A 13,965-nucleotide genomic window follows, 5' to 3' on the forward strand; every position below is an offset into this window, starting at 1 on the left:
CCGGCAAGTCAATCCATGCCGCGAGATTGACGCCCTAAAAGCGTAGAGCTGCACCGAAATGATGGGTCGTGGCGGCAGCAGGTGGACTTCCGCCGCTTCCCTGCTGGTGGGTCTCGCGCCGGGCATCGTCGGTGAGGTCAAGGTCTCCCAGTTGCACCCCGATTTTCCGCAGGAAGTCGTTGGGAGGAGTGCCGCCGGCAAAGATCCAGACATAATCGTTGGGAATTTCCCGGCGCGCGCCGCTGACGTCGAGAACGACGGAATCCTGGCGGAATTCGACCGGAGCCGAGTTGAAAATCACGTTGATCTTGCCGGAGCGGATGCATTCCTCGATGCGGTTCGAGTTCCGTTCCTTGATCCGGCTGAACGCGGGCTGCCGGTAAGAAAGCGTCACGCGATTTCCGACCTGGTGCGCCAGTCCCATCGCGGCCTCAACCGCACTGTCGCCGCCGCCGACAACCAGAATTTTCTTGTGAACGTAATGGTCGGCCTCAATGAGGCGGTACATCACTTTCGGCAGGTCTTCGCCGGGAACGCCGAGCTTGCGCGGCGTGCCGGCGCGGCCCAGCGCCAGCACCACCGAGCGCGAGCGATACTGACCTTTCGAAGTGGTAACGGTGAACAGGCCGGTCGCGTCCTTCTTGATCTCTTCCACTTTTTCGCCGCTGCGTACCTGGAAATCGGCGCGTTGCATCACTTTCTGCCAGAACGCCAGCAGGTTCTCCTTGGAGAGTTCCATCTTCTTGAACTTGCCGTACATCGGGAACTCAACCGGAGTGGTCATGACAAGCTTCTGGCGCGGGTAGTTGGCGACAGTTCCGCCGACCCGGTCCTGCTCGATGGTGACGTAATTCAATTTTTTCTCGATCGCCCGCAGCGAGGCGCTGATTCCTGCCGGCCCGGCTCCGACAATCACGACATCGCGAACTTCAGGCGCAGTTGCCGCGGGCGAGCGCGCCCGGCGGCCGGCAATGATGTCAACACATTCACGGCCCTGGTTGACGGCGTTCTTGATCAGTGCCAACCCGCCAAGTTCGCCGACGATGAACAGGTCCGCAATGTTGGTTTCGTATTCCGGTGTCAAGCGCGGCATTTCCGCGCTCACGCTCGGGCTGGCCATCACCATGGTGATGGCGCCCACTGGGCAAGCTTCCGCGCACAGGCCGTGGCCGATGCACTTGTAGCCGTTAATGATTGCGGCCTTGCCGCCGACCATGCCGAGGACGTCGCCTTCGGGACACACCGAGGTGCAGGTCTGGCAGCCGATGCAGTAGTTGGCGTCTATATGCGGATGCTGCGCCTTCGGACCTTGTGAGATCAGGTTCCCTTTTTCCGCGGCGGCATGCCACTGCCGCTCCTTCTTCTTTAACCCTCTCAGGTACAGGTACACGAAGATCGTGACAATGCCAGCTCCTATGAAATAGGTGATCAGCGAATCCAAGCTCGGCACCTTACAAGTACCCCAGCATCCAAACCACCGCGATGTGCACAAGGGCAAGCAGGACGAACGAGTAGCTGAACGGCCTGTGCACAACGTGCCACAGGTGGAACACGCGCTCCGCCCGCGACAAAAATGCCAGGCGCTTGGCCAGGTATGCCTGCATGCGCGCGATGTCGACCGCTTTCTCCAGTTCTTCGTTGCTGGTGCGGAATAGGCCGCCCAGGCTGAGAATTGACTGCGCTGTAGTCAACGTCCTGCGGCGCAACTGGGCAACGCAAAACGGGCGTGTAACATCGAGCCACATCATTCGACCCAGCGACACCAGCATCGGCATGCGCGCGACCTCCTCCGCGCTCGGAACGCGAAAGAGCCGTTGCAATTCGGACTTGCGCAGCAGGTACTGCGATGAAAGCTCGGTGGTGCAGGTCTCCTGCAGGTCGCGGGATTCGCTTAGCGACACCTCGGCGGCAGTTACGTGGCGCGGCACTTGCGCATAGAGATACCGGCCCACGGCGCCGCTGAGCGCGACCGCGGTCATGATCCAGAATGCGATGCCGGCGAAGCCTTGAAACTTGAACGATGCGTGCAGCGCGATGATGAACGGCGCGGCGATTCCGAGCATCACGTGGAAATCCATCCAATGCTTGGTGTTGCCTTGTAGCGCGAGCCATTTCCAGCGCTTCCGCAGGGGATAAAGAAAGATCAAGAAAAACATGCCCACGCCAAGCATCCCGAGCTTGATTCCAATCAAGCCGCTGGGCTTCAGCAGGGCGTGTTTCGCCGAGAAGGGGCGCTGGGCGGAGTCCAGCGTGTAGTAGCTCGCGCCATAAATCGCGAGCGAGACGATGACGCCGAAAGTCAGCAGGTAGCCGGCGACCAGGCGGATCTTGTGCCCCGTGTTCCCTGAGGCGGCATGCGGAACGCGTTGTGCAATCGTTGTGGAACTCATTTTTGGGCCTTTACGTTTTCCTCCACATCGACCGAGAAATGCTGGTAGCCGGCGAAGCGGTGGACGTTGCGCCAGTGCTGGCGCGCGGTTTGGACTTCAACCGTGGCGATGGAAGGCAGGCGCAGCGAATCATCCACGCCGCGCAGCCGGACGGGAGCGTATTGCACGTCGGTGCGCAGTACGCGCAGGCCGATATCATCCATGGGCTGGGCGAGCTCGGCTTTCATGCGCACGATGCTGCCGGAGGTTGGGTCAATCCATGCTGTCCCGGCGAAGTCGAGCGGATATTCGCGCCCGCGCAGCACCAGTTCCATTGTTGTCGGTTTGTTGCGAATGTGCCGGAAGGCGATGCGCGCCAGCGTCTGGCCATTGACGACCTCGGTTTCCGCAGGCGAGAACTCGAAGTCTTCCTGGTAGGAAGGATGAAAGATGAGCAGCAGCGTCGCAAAGCCGTTAGTTACCAGCAGCGGTAAGTTCGACTTTTTCTGCGGACTCTGCTGTTCAAGACGCGACTCCTGCAGGCTCAGGTCGGAACCCGATTCCTGCGCCATGACCAGGTAGTCGTACAAAGTTTTTTGCTGATGCTCGATCTTGCCGTGCTGGTTGAGACGGACTTGCACCACCTCTTCGGTGCAGCGAACCTCGGAGAAGAGTTTGATGAAGTGTTCAACCTGGGCGCGAGTGTGGTCGAGCAGGCCGGTCGAGGCCTCCGCGGCCAGTGCTGGAAGCCCGCAGAGCAGCACAGGAATTAACCAGAGGCGCGCTCGCTTCATTGCCCACCTCCGATCTTCGAGCGGTTATCGAAGCGATAGCCAAAGGTGAGAATCCACTGGTCGTAGTCGTACATGACACCGCGCTGCGTGGTGTAGTCGGCCTGCAGGAAGTAGTGCCGACCAAACGTAGAGTCAAGTGAAGAGTTCACGAACGTCGATTGGCCCTGGCTGGTCAGGCTCGAAGTCAGGTTCTGTTTGCCCGCCTGGACCTGCCAGTGCAAGCGCTCTCCAAAATTGCGTGCCAGGCCGACAGAACGATAGGTCCCGGAACCGAACGAGCTGTCGAACTTGGAAGCCCTGAGGTCGGCGCGCAAGCCGGTTTTCCAGATGTGGTCCCAGGTTATGCCGTAGAGCTGGTTGATGGAATTTTTCATGTCGCCGCTGCGATTGCTGAGGCCAAGGTCGGTGTAAAGCGTTACGTGCCGCACCGGTTCCACGCGCACACCCGCGCTGAAGCCTTGGAACAGGTACTTGTCCACCAGGCCGGTCGCGATCAGCTGCTGCGAAAACGTGGGAACGTCGCGGAAATAATTGTGGTTGAGGTCGAAAGCAATGCGGCGATGCGGCTGGAAGCGCACGGTGACGTAACTGCGGCTCAGTCCGGGACCGGCGGCGGTGACGCCGGGTGCAGGACGCGGATCGTCGGCCTGCGCGGATTCGTAAATGGACAGGTAGCGCTTGAAAAAGATCCCGTTTTCAAAAAAGACGAACGGGCGGTCCGAAATCCAGCCCAGCGTGGAGAGCGCGATCCCGGACGTGCTGGTGTAACGGATCTTGTCGAAGCTGCCGCCTTCAAAGTTGATAAACGTGCCGGCAATGCGGCGGTCCGGGTTGTAATCCCACGAGGTCGGATCCGGCGTGGAGCCGGCGAACACGCCGGCGGTTGTTCCATGTCCGAGGCGGCGCCCGACGTAGCCGCCGTCGAGCGTGTCGAGGCTGGTGGCCCACGGCAAGTAGAGCCGGCCGAAACCAGCTACCCATGCGCCTTTCGGGTTGTCGTAGGTCAGGCTGAGATGATAGGTGCGGTTGAGAAGGTCCTGCAGCGTGGCCTGGCCGTCGTAAGAGCTGTTGCTGAAGCGGCCCCGCCAGTAGCCGCTCAGGCCCCAGTAGGTGCCGCCGATGCGGGTGATGTCGGCGCGAACCACGCCGCCAATCTGATTGGTGGACGAAGTGATCGAGCCGCGGCTGCTGATGCCGCTGTAGTCCAAGCCAATGCGTCCGCGCGCGCGATTGATTTCCTGCAACGGCGGGCGCGGCAATTCGTCGCGCGCTTCTTCGTCGAGAGGATCGCCGCCCTCGGTGAAGGCGATCACCTGCGGGTACTTGCGTGAGCCGCCGACAGCGCGGGTCTGGGCCAGCAGTTCGGCATCGGCTTCGGAAAGATAGGCTATGTCGCCGGCATGGAGGTCGGAGGCGGTGGTCTTGACCTCGCACACAGCCGACGATGCGGCGACGGACGCGACTTCCAATTCCGCGATGACCGGCGCGGCGCTGGGGGTTGTGCCATCCGCCGGACGCTTGATCGCCAGCTTCATGCCTTCGGCGAGGCCGGCGCTGCGACCGCTGCTGAGGTAAACCACGTCCTGACCGACGTATTTCACTTTGAACTCGGTTTGAATATTCACTGCGGCATGCACCGGAACGGCGTCGGGCTGAGGCAAGGTCGAAGTGTCCTGCGGCTGCGTCGGGACGGTGGCCAGGGGAATCGGATCGACCTGCGGCGGTGGCGGGACGGCAGCCAACGGAGTCGCTCCAACCGGCGGCTGTGGCGCGCTCAACCCGGCCGCCGACTGGATCCGAGCCGCTGGGACCTGTTCTGCCGGGACGATGGGCTGCTCGACTTTCGCTGCAGTTGGAAGCTCTGGCGTGGGCGTGAGCACTTCCTGATGAACCGCGGGGGCGGGCTTGTCGGCGGGATGCTGCGCGCTTGCCATCTGAGCGCCACTCGGCGGCGGTGTATCCGCAGGTGTTGCCGGAGACACGGCAGGCGTTGGTGCAGGCGCACTCGGGCCGGAGATTCGGGCTACGTCGTCACGTGACTGCCTGGAACGCGAATGGAGCACTTGGGAAAGTGAAAATCCCTGCCCTGCCGGTGTCGCGCCACGGTCGCGCGGCTTTCTCGCGACCTCCACCCTTGACGGCTGCGTGCCCAGCGGCGGCGCCACCGCGATTTCCAAGTAAGGCAGCGGCCGGTGTCGCAGTTGACCAAGGAATTTTTGAAAGTTTCGCTGATAGGAAATTTGCCGCGCTTGCTCGGCCAGTGAATCGGCAGCAGCGTTCGACGATATCGGCGCAGGCGCCTGCTGCAAGGCTTTGCGCGCCTGTTCGGCGAGGGACTCCTGGCCGGAGGCGGGCGCAGCTTGCCCGGCCAGCTTGGGCTGGCGCGCCTGGCGGGCGAGGTCACCCAGCGACGCTTCCTGTGCGAACGCGGTGCCGCCGCACACGAACAATGCCAGCAGAGCGGCCACGCATGTCGTCACTTCGAAATAAAGTTTTCCGACCATCTCCCTGTCGTTTTCGCCTGCCTAGTTCTTGTGGCAGGAATAACAATTCGTGCTGTTCCAGACGAAGCCCCTGATGCCCTGGTGCTGCGACGTCGTCGTTGCTTGCGCATGGCAGCTTGTGCACACAAAGACGGAGTAATCCGATGAATTCGTATGGCAGTCGCTGCACAGCCGCGCGGTGTGGTGAGGAATGGAGAACCAGGTGTGATTGAAGGTCGCGCCCAGCCAGCTTGTCGTAGTGTGGCAAGTGAGGCAAGTGGTCGGGAAACCAGCCGCGACGTGGTTGGGATTTGTCACACCCTGGTAATCAGTCTTATGGCATGAATAACAATCGGTCGGCGTGCCCGCGTACCGTCCAGCGATGTGACAACTGGCGCAAGGGACGGTGGTGTGGGCGCCGGTCAACGGGAAGACGGTGTTGTTGTGATTGAAGGTCGACGGCTGCCACACCGAGGTGCTGTGGCAGACCTCACACTGCTGCGGAAACTGCGCCGCAACGTGATTCGGGTTGGTAGTTCCGTTGAAATCGTTCAGGTGACACGACACGCATGCGGTGTTCGCCGAGCTCAGGATCACTCCCTTGTGACAGGAAGAGCACGCCAGCGTGGTGTGCGCGCCGGTCAGCGCCCAACCGGTTGTCGTATGGTCGAAGGTCGCGCCGGTCCAATTCACCGTGCTGTGGCAGACCGAGCAGTCGGTGGGGAAGCCGACCGAGATGTGATTTGGATTGGTGGTCTTCTGGTAATCCGTCAGATGGCAGTTAGAACACTGCGTATTCGCCGCCGTCAGCATTGCGCCCGCGTGGCATGACGAGCAGGGCTGCGAAGCGTGCGCCCCGGTGAGGGCCCAACCGGTTGTCGAGTGGTCGAACGTCGCCCCGGCCCAGCTGCTGGTGTTGTGGCACTGGTTGCAGGTGGTTGGGAAGGCGACCGTCAGATGGCTTGGGTTTGTCGTCTTCTGGTAATCCGTCATGTGGCAGCCGGAGCAGGCTGTTTGCGCGCTGGAGTACTGACCGCCGACGTGGCAGCTCGTGCAAGGGACGGTGGTGTGCGCCCCGGTCAGCGGAAAAACGGTCTTGCTGTGATCAAACGAGGCAGGTTGCCACGCCGTGGTGTTGTGGCAGATGGTGCACTGCTGCGAGAACCCGCCGGCCACGTGGTTCGGATTCGTGGTGTGGTTGAAATCGTTCAGGTGGCAGGAAACGCAGCTGGTATTGGCGGCGGTCAAAGTCCCGCCGGTGTGGCATGATGAGCAATTCAGCGTGGCGTGGGCGCCACTAAGAGCGAAGCCGGTGCTGGCGTGGTCGAAGGTGGCGCCCAGCCAGGTGGTCGTGGCGTGGCACTGCGCGCAGGTTTGCGGGAAGCCGATCTTGACATGGTCGGGGTCCTTGGCGCCGTTGAAATCTTTCAAATGGCAACTGACGCAGTTGGTAGGCGTGCCCTGGTACTTTCCGCCCACGTGGCAGGCCGTACAGTCGAGGCTGGCGTGGGCGCCGGTGAGCGGAAAGCCCGTCAGGGCGCCATGGTCAAAGCGAGCGCCGGCCCAGGAGTCGGACGAATGGCACTGCTGGCATTGCGTCGGGAAGCCAAGCGCCGTGTGGCTGAGTGTCTTGGTGTTCAGGTACGAACTCATGTGGCAGCTGATGCAGTCGGTGGACAGGCCCTGAAACTGCCCGGTGGCGCCCCCCTTATGGCAAGAATCGCAATCAGTGACGGCGTGCGCGCCGATCAGCGGGAACCGGTTGGAGTGGTCGCGCACCGATTTCAGCGATACCATCCAGCCGTTCACGGTATGGCACCGCTCGCACTGCGCTCCCATCTGGCGGCGGTGAATGTCGGCATGGCAGTCGGCGCACTTGCTTCCGATGTTGGTGAACACGGGGTTGCTGTGGCACTGCACGCAGGCCACGTTTTTGTGCATGCCACGCAAGGGATAGCGCGTTTTGTTGTGGTCGAATTCTGGAATGCTCCGGATCGGCTTCCATCCGGAAAACGTGTGACAGTTCTGGCAGGGAACGCTGAGATTGCCGTGCGGGCTGTGCGTGGACGCAGGCGAGGCCTGACGCTGCGGCTGAGCGCCACCCATTGCCGATAACAGCAACATCATCAATTGAAGTGCCAGTGTCGATACCAAGCGCGTTCCACTTTCCAAATGGAATCGACTGTCCCGGGTTCAGTCCAATGGTTTGCCGTGAGCCCACAACACGGCAGTTGAAAGTCATGCCGAAGTTGTGCGGCGTTGACGGCTCGTCAAAAACGCTGCCGTTGAAGGAATTTGCTGGAAGTGGTGCAATTCCTTCGCCACTGACAGTACCGTTTCGGTCCACGGTCGAGAAGATTACGAAATCACCTGTCCACGTGGACAATAGCTGCTTTGCAAGTCTGGCAATTGACGTGACTTGGCAGGTCTCACGTAACTCTGGCTTGCGAAAAAAGAACATGGCAGGTGGACATTTTTCCCGCCGTTGAAAAATTCAACGATGACGGAAAGTCGTGCTACTAGCCCCGTCCAGGGGCAGCGGTCGGCGAAGGGAGATTCGGACCGTGGCAGGCGACGCAGTCGGTCGGCGTCGGCTTGTAAAACAACACGTCGGATCCACTCACCGTTTTTATGTTGTTGTGGCAGCGTTCACAGCGGACGTTCTTGTGCACGCCTTCGAGCGGGAAGCGGGTGCGAGCTTTGTGATCGAAGAGCGACGGTTTCCACTTGTTGCTGTTGTGGCACGAATCGCACTTGGGCACGATGCCGGCGGAGGCAAACTGCCCGGCGTGGATGTCCTTGTGGCAACCATCGCAGGAGGTTGGGGCAGAAGCAAAGCTCACGTTGATGAGCGTGGTCTCCAGCTTCGGCGGGCGATGACAATCGGCGCAAGCGATCGCGCGGTGGCTGCCAAGCAACTGGAAGCGCGTGGAAGCATGATCGAAGCCCGACAGGTCCTTCCATGATCGCAGCGAGTGGCAGGCTTCGCAGCCTTTCGGATTTCCACCCGCAGACCTGGCCATCATGCGCTCGCGAAACTGGCCGCGATGCGGGTCCTGATGGCAGGCAGTGCAGGAGCGGTCCTCGAAACGATAACGCGCAGTTGTAAGACCGGCTTCGCCCGCAGGTTTGTGGCACTCGCCGCACGGAACAGCAAGATGACCACCCGCCAGCGTGAAGCGTGAGGTCTTGTGCCGTTCCAGAGTGAACGTGGACGGACGAAAACCTTTCAGCGTGTGGCACGACTCGCAGCGGTTGAGCAGAGGCGCTGCCGCGAACTGGCGCTCGTGCGCATCACGGTGGCAATCGGTGCACTGCGCGAACTTGATGCGATACAGCGTCGCCTTTCCAGCCGGAATGTGGCACTTCTCGCAGGTGACCGCCGCATGCTTGCCCTCGAGCGGGTACGCCGTCGCCGTGTGCTCGATCAGCCCGAACTTGGCGGGCTTGAAACCTTCGACGGTGTGACAGGACGAGCACTCTCCGGCATCCGCGCGCTTGAGGAACTGTCCGCCGTGCGGATCGGGACGATGGCAGTCGGTACACTTTTGGAATGCCACCGGCTTCTTGAAGTCGCCGCCGGCGTGGCATTGCTCGCAACGCAAAAGCGTGTGCTTGCCGAGCAATGGATACCTGGTGGCAGCATGATCGAACTTGCCTGCCAGCAGCGTTGCCGGGACCGCTTTCCAGTTGGCGGTGTTGTGACACGACTGGCAGGAATTCGCGAAGGAGCCACGGTGCGGGTCGGCATGGCACCCGGTGCAGCGGTCGAAGATCAGGCCGGTCCAGCGCGGCGGCCCGCCACGTTCCAGAGGCGTATGACATTTATCGCAGCTCAGGCGCAGGTGCCCGCCGGTCAGGACAAAGCGCGTGCGGCTGTGGTCGAAGCTCGGGACCTTCTTCCAGTCATTGGTGCTGTGGCATTGTTCGCAGGTCTTGCCGAGCTTACCCTTGTGGGCATCTTCATGGCAGGAGGCGCACTCGCGAGAAAGGCCGAGAAATGTTCGGCTGAGGTCTCTCACCTTAATCAGGGGCTTCGCCCCGGCCGCGATCTTTGCCGGCTCATGACAACGGCTGCAAACAAGCGCGGCATGTTTGCCGGTCAACGGCCACCCCGCCTTGGCGTGGTCGAACTGCTGTAGCGACGGTTCCCACTTCACCAGCGCGAACTGCTCGCCATTGTGCTCGGAGTGGCAAGTGGAGCAGGTTTGGCTGCCGTCGTTCCTGGTCACGACGCGCGCGTGCAGACCGGCGCCGGCGGAAATTTTGCTCGCGATCTCGGTATGGCACTCCAGGCACTTGAATGTGCGCTGCCCGCCAAGGCGATGGCAGGTGGTGCAGTTGCTTGCGCCTTCCAGTGAACGATGTGCTTTGGAGAGCGGCCCCGGCGAGATCTGCGCGACCGCGGTCGCCGCCGCCAGCAACACCATCGCGAGCCCGGTGAAGCGCGCCATTCGCGACGACGCAAATTTGTATAACGAACCGGACTGCAGGACAGCGGGGCCCCATGGATCGTACCGCTGTGGCAAGCTATCGCCTCGCGATGGAGTTCCGCCGGAACGGATTGCCGCAACGTACTACATCAGAGTGTCACCCGTAAATTACCCGTCATGACACCTCGGACCATGGCCTGCCGGAGAAAAGACTTCGGGCTCAAGCGCCGTGCATCGATTTCGTGGAACTAACCAGCAATCGGTCCGCATGACGGCCGAAGACCTCGCGGATGGATTTGGCTTCGACGGGGTCGTTGATCCTGGTACCGGTACCGTGCGCGTTGATGTCTCCCACCTCGTCCCCGTTGCTCCAAATCGAAGGGTGATGCATTTAGCCTTTGCGGTTCACCGCCTCGATATCAAATCATACGGCGAAACGATAGTTAGCCGGCCAAATTTCGGAGGACCATGCGGGCGGGTTTGACCGAATCGTCGCGAACGCGTGTCAGATCCAGCGCGCGGCTGCCGCACCGCTATCTTCAGGGCGGGTGTTGAAGGCGATCGTCGCTTGCGGTGCCGCACGATGGACGGCGTTGACCACGGCTTCAAACAGCACCAGCCGATTGGGTGGCAGGCGGACACCCGCGCCAATCACTACACATTCGTAGACGGCACCTGCCAGGCAGCGTTCAATCGTCGGGACCGCGGTCTCGTCGGGTTTGATGAAGCAGATCTCGGAATGCCAACCTCGCCCTGCGAAATCGGCCAGCGCGAGTCTGACCCCAGCGTGGATCTTCTCCGCGGTCATGCCCGGCGGCAGCGCCGGATCCGAAAAGTCCACCGTTGCAGGATCAAAACCGACCAACAGGACACGTTTCATCGATGAACCACGCCATGTACCTGCGAGAGTTTAACGCGTCCGCATCTGCTCGAAAAGATCGCGGGGGGCGGATTGCTCTTAGCGGGTGGTAACAATCAGCAACGTCGAGAAGTCTAGGTGGAGCGGGCGCTGCGGCGGCCTGAAATTGCTTCGCCGCAACCAGGCCACCAACCCAAAACGGGAGGGTGGTCCTTCTGCCGGCGGTATCGTATTTCCGGTCGCATCTGGGCTTGGCTCCGGCCACCGTGAGCGCTCAAGACTGATCCGGACCAATAGCGGAGTCGCCCGTGCAACCACAGCGTCGGCTCAAGAGGCCGTTAGCGTTGCTGGCCGTTGACGGTGTGCGGCAGCCCAGCCAACGATCTCGGCGACGGCATGGATGGCCGCGTCGACTTGCTCATCGGTATTGAACGCCCCGATTGAGAATCGGACTCCGCCGTGCATCTCCAATGTTCCGAGTTGTTGCGGAGCGCAGTCGAGCATGAAGTTGTACCACCCTCCGGCTTGGGCCATGCCGTGGCTGCATTATCGAAATAGGCCAGCTCCTTTTCCATTGTGCCCCTCGACATTCCTATTTCCATCACACCCTGTGTCAACCTTGGGTTGCTCGCTGGAAACAAATGCAGTTTGCCTCAATGGCGTTATGCGTATCGATTTGACAAACAACACCAATGGGCCCGGCAGTCACGACAATAGGTGCGGAGTATCACTGTTCTCCCCGACCACGCCGTTTGACACTGGTCAGAACACGCGGATGTGCTCGACTTCGTTCGAGAGGGGCAACTGGAACCCATGGACACGAAGCATCTCGGCATCAATAGCAAGCTGATCCACGCCGGCCACAGAGCGGACCCGACTGGTGCAATCACCGTTCCGATCTACCAGACCTCCACATTTGCCTTTCGAGATGCCCAACACGGCGCCGCGCTCTTTGCGGGACAGGAGGATGGTTACATCTACACCCGCATTGGAAATCCCACCATCCGTGCGCTTGAGGAGATCGTGGCCGAACTGGAGAACGGTTGCGGAGGCATTGCGACCAGCTCCGGCATGGGCGCCGTAGCCACTTTGTACTTAGCGGTGTTGAGCGCGGGCGCTCACATGGTGAGCACGGCATCGGTCTACGGACCCAGCCGGGGACTGATGGAGAACCACTTTTCGCGCTTCGGAGTTGAATCCTCCTATCTCGATACCTCGGACCTGGGCCGCGTCCGCGATGCTCTGCGCCCCGAGACCAGGCTGGTCTATGTGGAGACTCCCTCCAATCCGACGATGCAGCTGACGGACATAGCGCAGGTTGCGGCGCTGGCGCATGCGCATGGCTGTCTACTTGCCGTCGATAACACCTTCGCCAGTCCGTATCTGCAGAAGCCGTTGGATCTCGGCGCCGACGTGGTGCTCCACTCGGTGACCAAATTCATCAATGGCCACGGGGATGTGGTCGGCGGAATCCTGGTCGCGAAGGATCAGTCTATCTACCGGCTGTTGCGCAGCGTGATGATCAATCTCGGCTGCAACATGGATCCGCACCAGGCTTTCCTGGTTTCGCGCGGCCTCAAAACGCTGGGAATTAGGATCGAGCGGGCGCAGCGGAATGCACTGGAGATTGCGCGCTGGCTGGAGGGACAAACCGAAGTCCAGACTGTGCGTTACGTCGGCCTGGAGTCGCACCCCCAGCATGATTTGGCCAAGCGGCAGATGAGGGGCTTCGGGTCCATGATCAGCTTCGAGCTTAAGGGCGGAATGGAGGCGGGGCGCCAGCTGATGAACGCCCTCAAGGTGGCGACGCTGGCGGTCTCACTGGGCGGCGTGGAGACGCTGGTTGAGCATCCGGCTTCCATGACGCATGCCGGCATCTCGCCGGAGGATCGTCGCGCGGCAGGATTCAGCGACGGCCTGGTTCGCTATTCAGTGGGCATTGAGGATGTGGAAGACCTCATCGCCGACCTCCGCCAGGCATTCGACGCCGTTGCCATGGCAAACAAAGTCGCTGCGGCTCGGTAGGCGCCGTCCTCCATCGTGCATTAAGGGCGAGGGAGCTATTGTGACACTAGAATTAAGCTTACGGCGATCGTCGAAAACACTGCGGGCAAATTCGACCTGCTGGCGAATCGCATAGCTGAATCCGACACTGCGGAGAGCAGCAGCTAGGCTTTCCGCGCCTGCTCTTCATCAGTGACCCAACTTCAGTGAACGGGCTTACAATCAGCGCCTACGGCTTCAGAGGTCTAGCTGTGATCATTGCTTCAGAACTCAAGACAGGTATGGCGCTCCGCCTCGAAGGTCAGGTGTTCAAATTTCCATTCCGAGTTCAAAGCCGGCGGGGGGCAGACGGGCGGTCAAATCGGTACTCCGGAACGTCCCCAGCACGTTGATTTTTCCTAAGGAGATTCTCATGGTTCAGATCTGGCTCGTTTCTTTGTTACTTACAGCGGTATTTCTGCCGGGAACGCTGGCGGCCCAATACTCTTCGGGCGATTCCGGCCAGTACGTCATTCTGAGAGCCCAGTACGGCACCAATGCCAGGCACGTCGACGTCACTGATCGTTTGAAGGAGATAGCGCGTCAGGACCGTATGTTCCGTATGGGCAACAGCACGTTTGGCGTGGATCCCGACCCCGGACACGTGAAGACGCTCCGCATCTATGCTCGCGGGCCGAATGGTGAGGAACGCATGTTCGAATATCGCGAAGGCAGCACCGTCGACGGCTCACAGTTCCGCAGTTGGGGCAACGGCACCTGGGGCAACGAACGCTGGAGTGGCCGCTGGGAAGGCGGCGCGGCTACAACCGGGGCGGCCACAACCCGAGACTCCGGCCAGTACGTCATTCTGAGCGCCCAGTACGGCACCAACGCCAGACACGGCAACGTCACTGATCGTTTGAAGGAGATAGCGCGTCAGGACCGTGTGTTCCGGATGGGCAACAGCACGTTTGGCGTGGATCCCGACCCCGGACACGTGAAGACGCTCCGCATCTATGCTCGCGGGCCGAATGGTGAGGAACG

The 13,965-nt window shown here is 61.0% G+C and carries 10 protein-coding genes; 2 read left to right on the forward strand and 8 right to left on the reverse strand.

Annotation, left to right across the window (positions count from 1 at the left end):
- Positions 1-34: 34 nt before the first annotated feature.
- The 8 genes from VFI82_11680 to VFI82_11715 all read right to left on the reverse strand — a co-directional run bounded on the left by VFI82_11680 (position 35) and on the right by VFI82_11715 (position 10,959).
- On the reverse strand, positions 35-1,441 hold the full coding sequence (locus VFI82_11680) for an NAD(P)-binding domain-containing protein (GenBank protein ID HET7185337.1): 1,407 nt from the start codon (positions 1,439-1,441) through the stop codon (positions 35-37).
- Between the two features lie 10 nt (positions 1,442-1,451).
- On the reverse strand, positions 1,452-2,390 hold the full coding sequence (locus tag VFI82_11685; protein HET7185338.1) for a hypothetical protein: 939 nt from the start codon (positions 2,388-2,390) through the stop codon (positions 1,452-1,454).
- The gene (locus VFI82_11690; protein ID HET7185339.1) at positions 2,387-3,163 is read right to left on the reverse strand and encodes a hypothetical protein; all 777 of its coding nucleotides are present in this window, start codon (positions 3,161-3,163) and stop codon (positions 2,387-2,389) included. The genes VFI82_11685 and VFI82_11690 overlap by 4 nt, the downstream gene beginning before the upstream one ends.
- Positions 3,160-5,667, reverse strand: a complete 2,508-nt coding sequence (locus VFI82_11695; GenBank protein HET7185340.1) for a hypothetical protein — start codon at positions 5,665-5,667, stop codon at positions 3,160-3,162. The genes VFI82_11690 and VFI82_11695 overlap by 4 nt, the downstream gene beginning before the upstream one ends.
- Before the next feature lie 21 nt (positions 5,668-5,688).
- Positions 5,689-7,800, reverse strand: a complete 2,112-nt coding sequence (locus tag VFI82_11700; GenBank protein ID HET7185341.1) for a hypothetical protein — start codon at positions 7,798-7,800, stop codon at positions 5,689-5,691.
- 365 nt (positions 7,801-8,165) lie between these two features.
- A complete protein-coding gene (locus tag VFI82_11705; protein ID HET7185342.1) occupies positions 8,166-10,100 on the reverse strand; it encodes a hypothetical protein in 1,935 nt (644 codons plus the stop codon).
- 199 nt (positions 10,101-10,299) lie between these two features.
- Entirely contained in the window at positions 10,300-10,470 is a 171-nt protein-coding gene (locus tag VFI82_11710; protein ID HET7185343.1) for a hypothetical protein, read from the reverse strand.
- A gap of 114 nt (positions 10,471-10,584) precedes the next feature.
- The gene (locus VFI82_11715) at positions 10,585-10,959 is read right to left on the reverse strand and encodes a hypothetical protein (GenBank protein HET7185344.1); all 375 of its coding nucleotides are present in this window, start codon (positions 10,957-10,959) and stop codon (positions 10,585-10,587) included.
- Between the two features lie 792 nt (positions 10,960-11,751).
- Between VFI82_11715 and VFI82_11720 the strand changes: the two genes are divergently transcribed.
- Together VFI82_11720 and VFI82_11725 are read left to right on the forward strand one after the other, a co-directional pair.
- A complete protein-coding gene (locus tag VFI82_11720) occupies positions 11,752-12,963 on the forward strand; it encodes a PLP-dependent aspartate aminotransferase family protein (protein ID HET7185345.1) in 1,212 nt (403 codons plus the stop codon).
- Between the two features lie 391 nt (positions 12,964-13,354).
- The coding region (locus tag VFI82_11725; protein ID HET7185346.1) for a hypothetical protein at positions 13,355-13,965 on the forward strand (611 nt) is incomplete at its 3' end.

Source organism: Terriglobales bacterium (assembly GCA_035691485.1).
Taxonomy (GTDB): Bacteria; Acidobacteriota; Terriglobia; order Terriglobales; family Acidobacteriaceae; genus JAIQGF01.

Coding starts and splice junctions, on each gene's coding strand:
- VFI82_11715 (HET7185344.1), bottom strand. CDS start 10,959: ATGAAACGTGTCCTGTTGGTCGGTTTTGATCCTGCAACGGTGGACTTT.
- VFI82_11685 (HET7185338.1), bottom strand. CDS start 2,390: ATGAGTTCCACAACGATTGCACAACGCGTTCCGCATGCCGCCTCAGGG.
- VFI82_11710 (HET7185343.1), bottom strand. CDS start 10,470: ATGCATCACCCTTCGATTTGGAGCAACGGGGACGAGGTGGGAGACATC.
- VFI82_11690 (HET7185339.1), bottom strand. CDS start 3,163: ATGAAGCGAGCGCGCCTCTGGTTAATTCCTGTGCTGCTCTGCGGGCTT.
- VFI82_11705 (HET7185342.1), bottom strand. CDS start 10,100: ATGGCGCGCTTCACCGGGCTCGCGATGGTGTTGCTGGCGGCGGCGACC.
- VFI82_11720 (HET7185345.1), top strand. CDS start 11,752: ATGGACACGAAGCATCTCGGCATCAATAGCAAGCTGATCCACGCCGGC.
- VFI82_11695 (HET7185340.1), bottom strand. CDS start 5,667: ATGGTCGGAAAACTTTATTTCGAAGTGACGACATGCGTGGCCGCTCTG.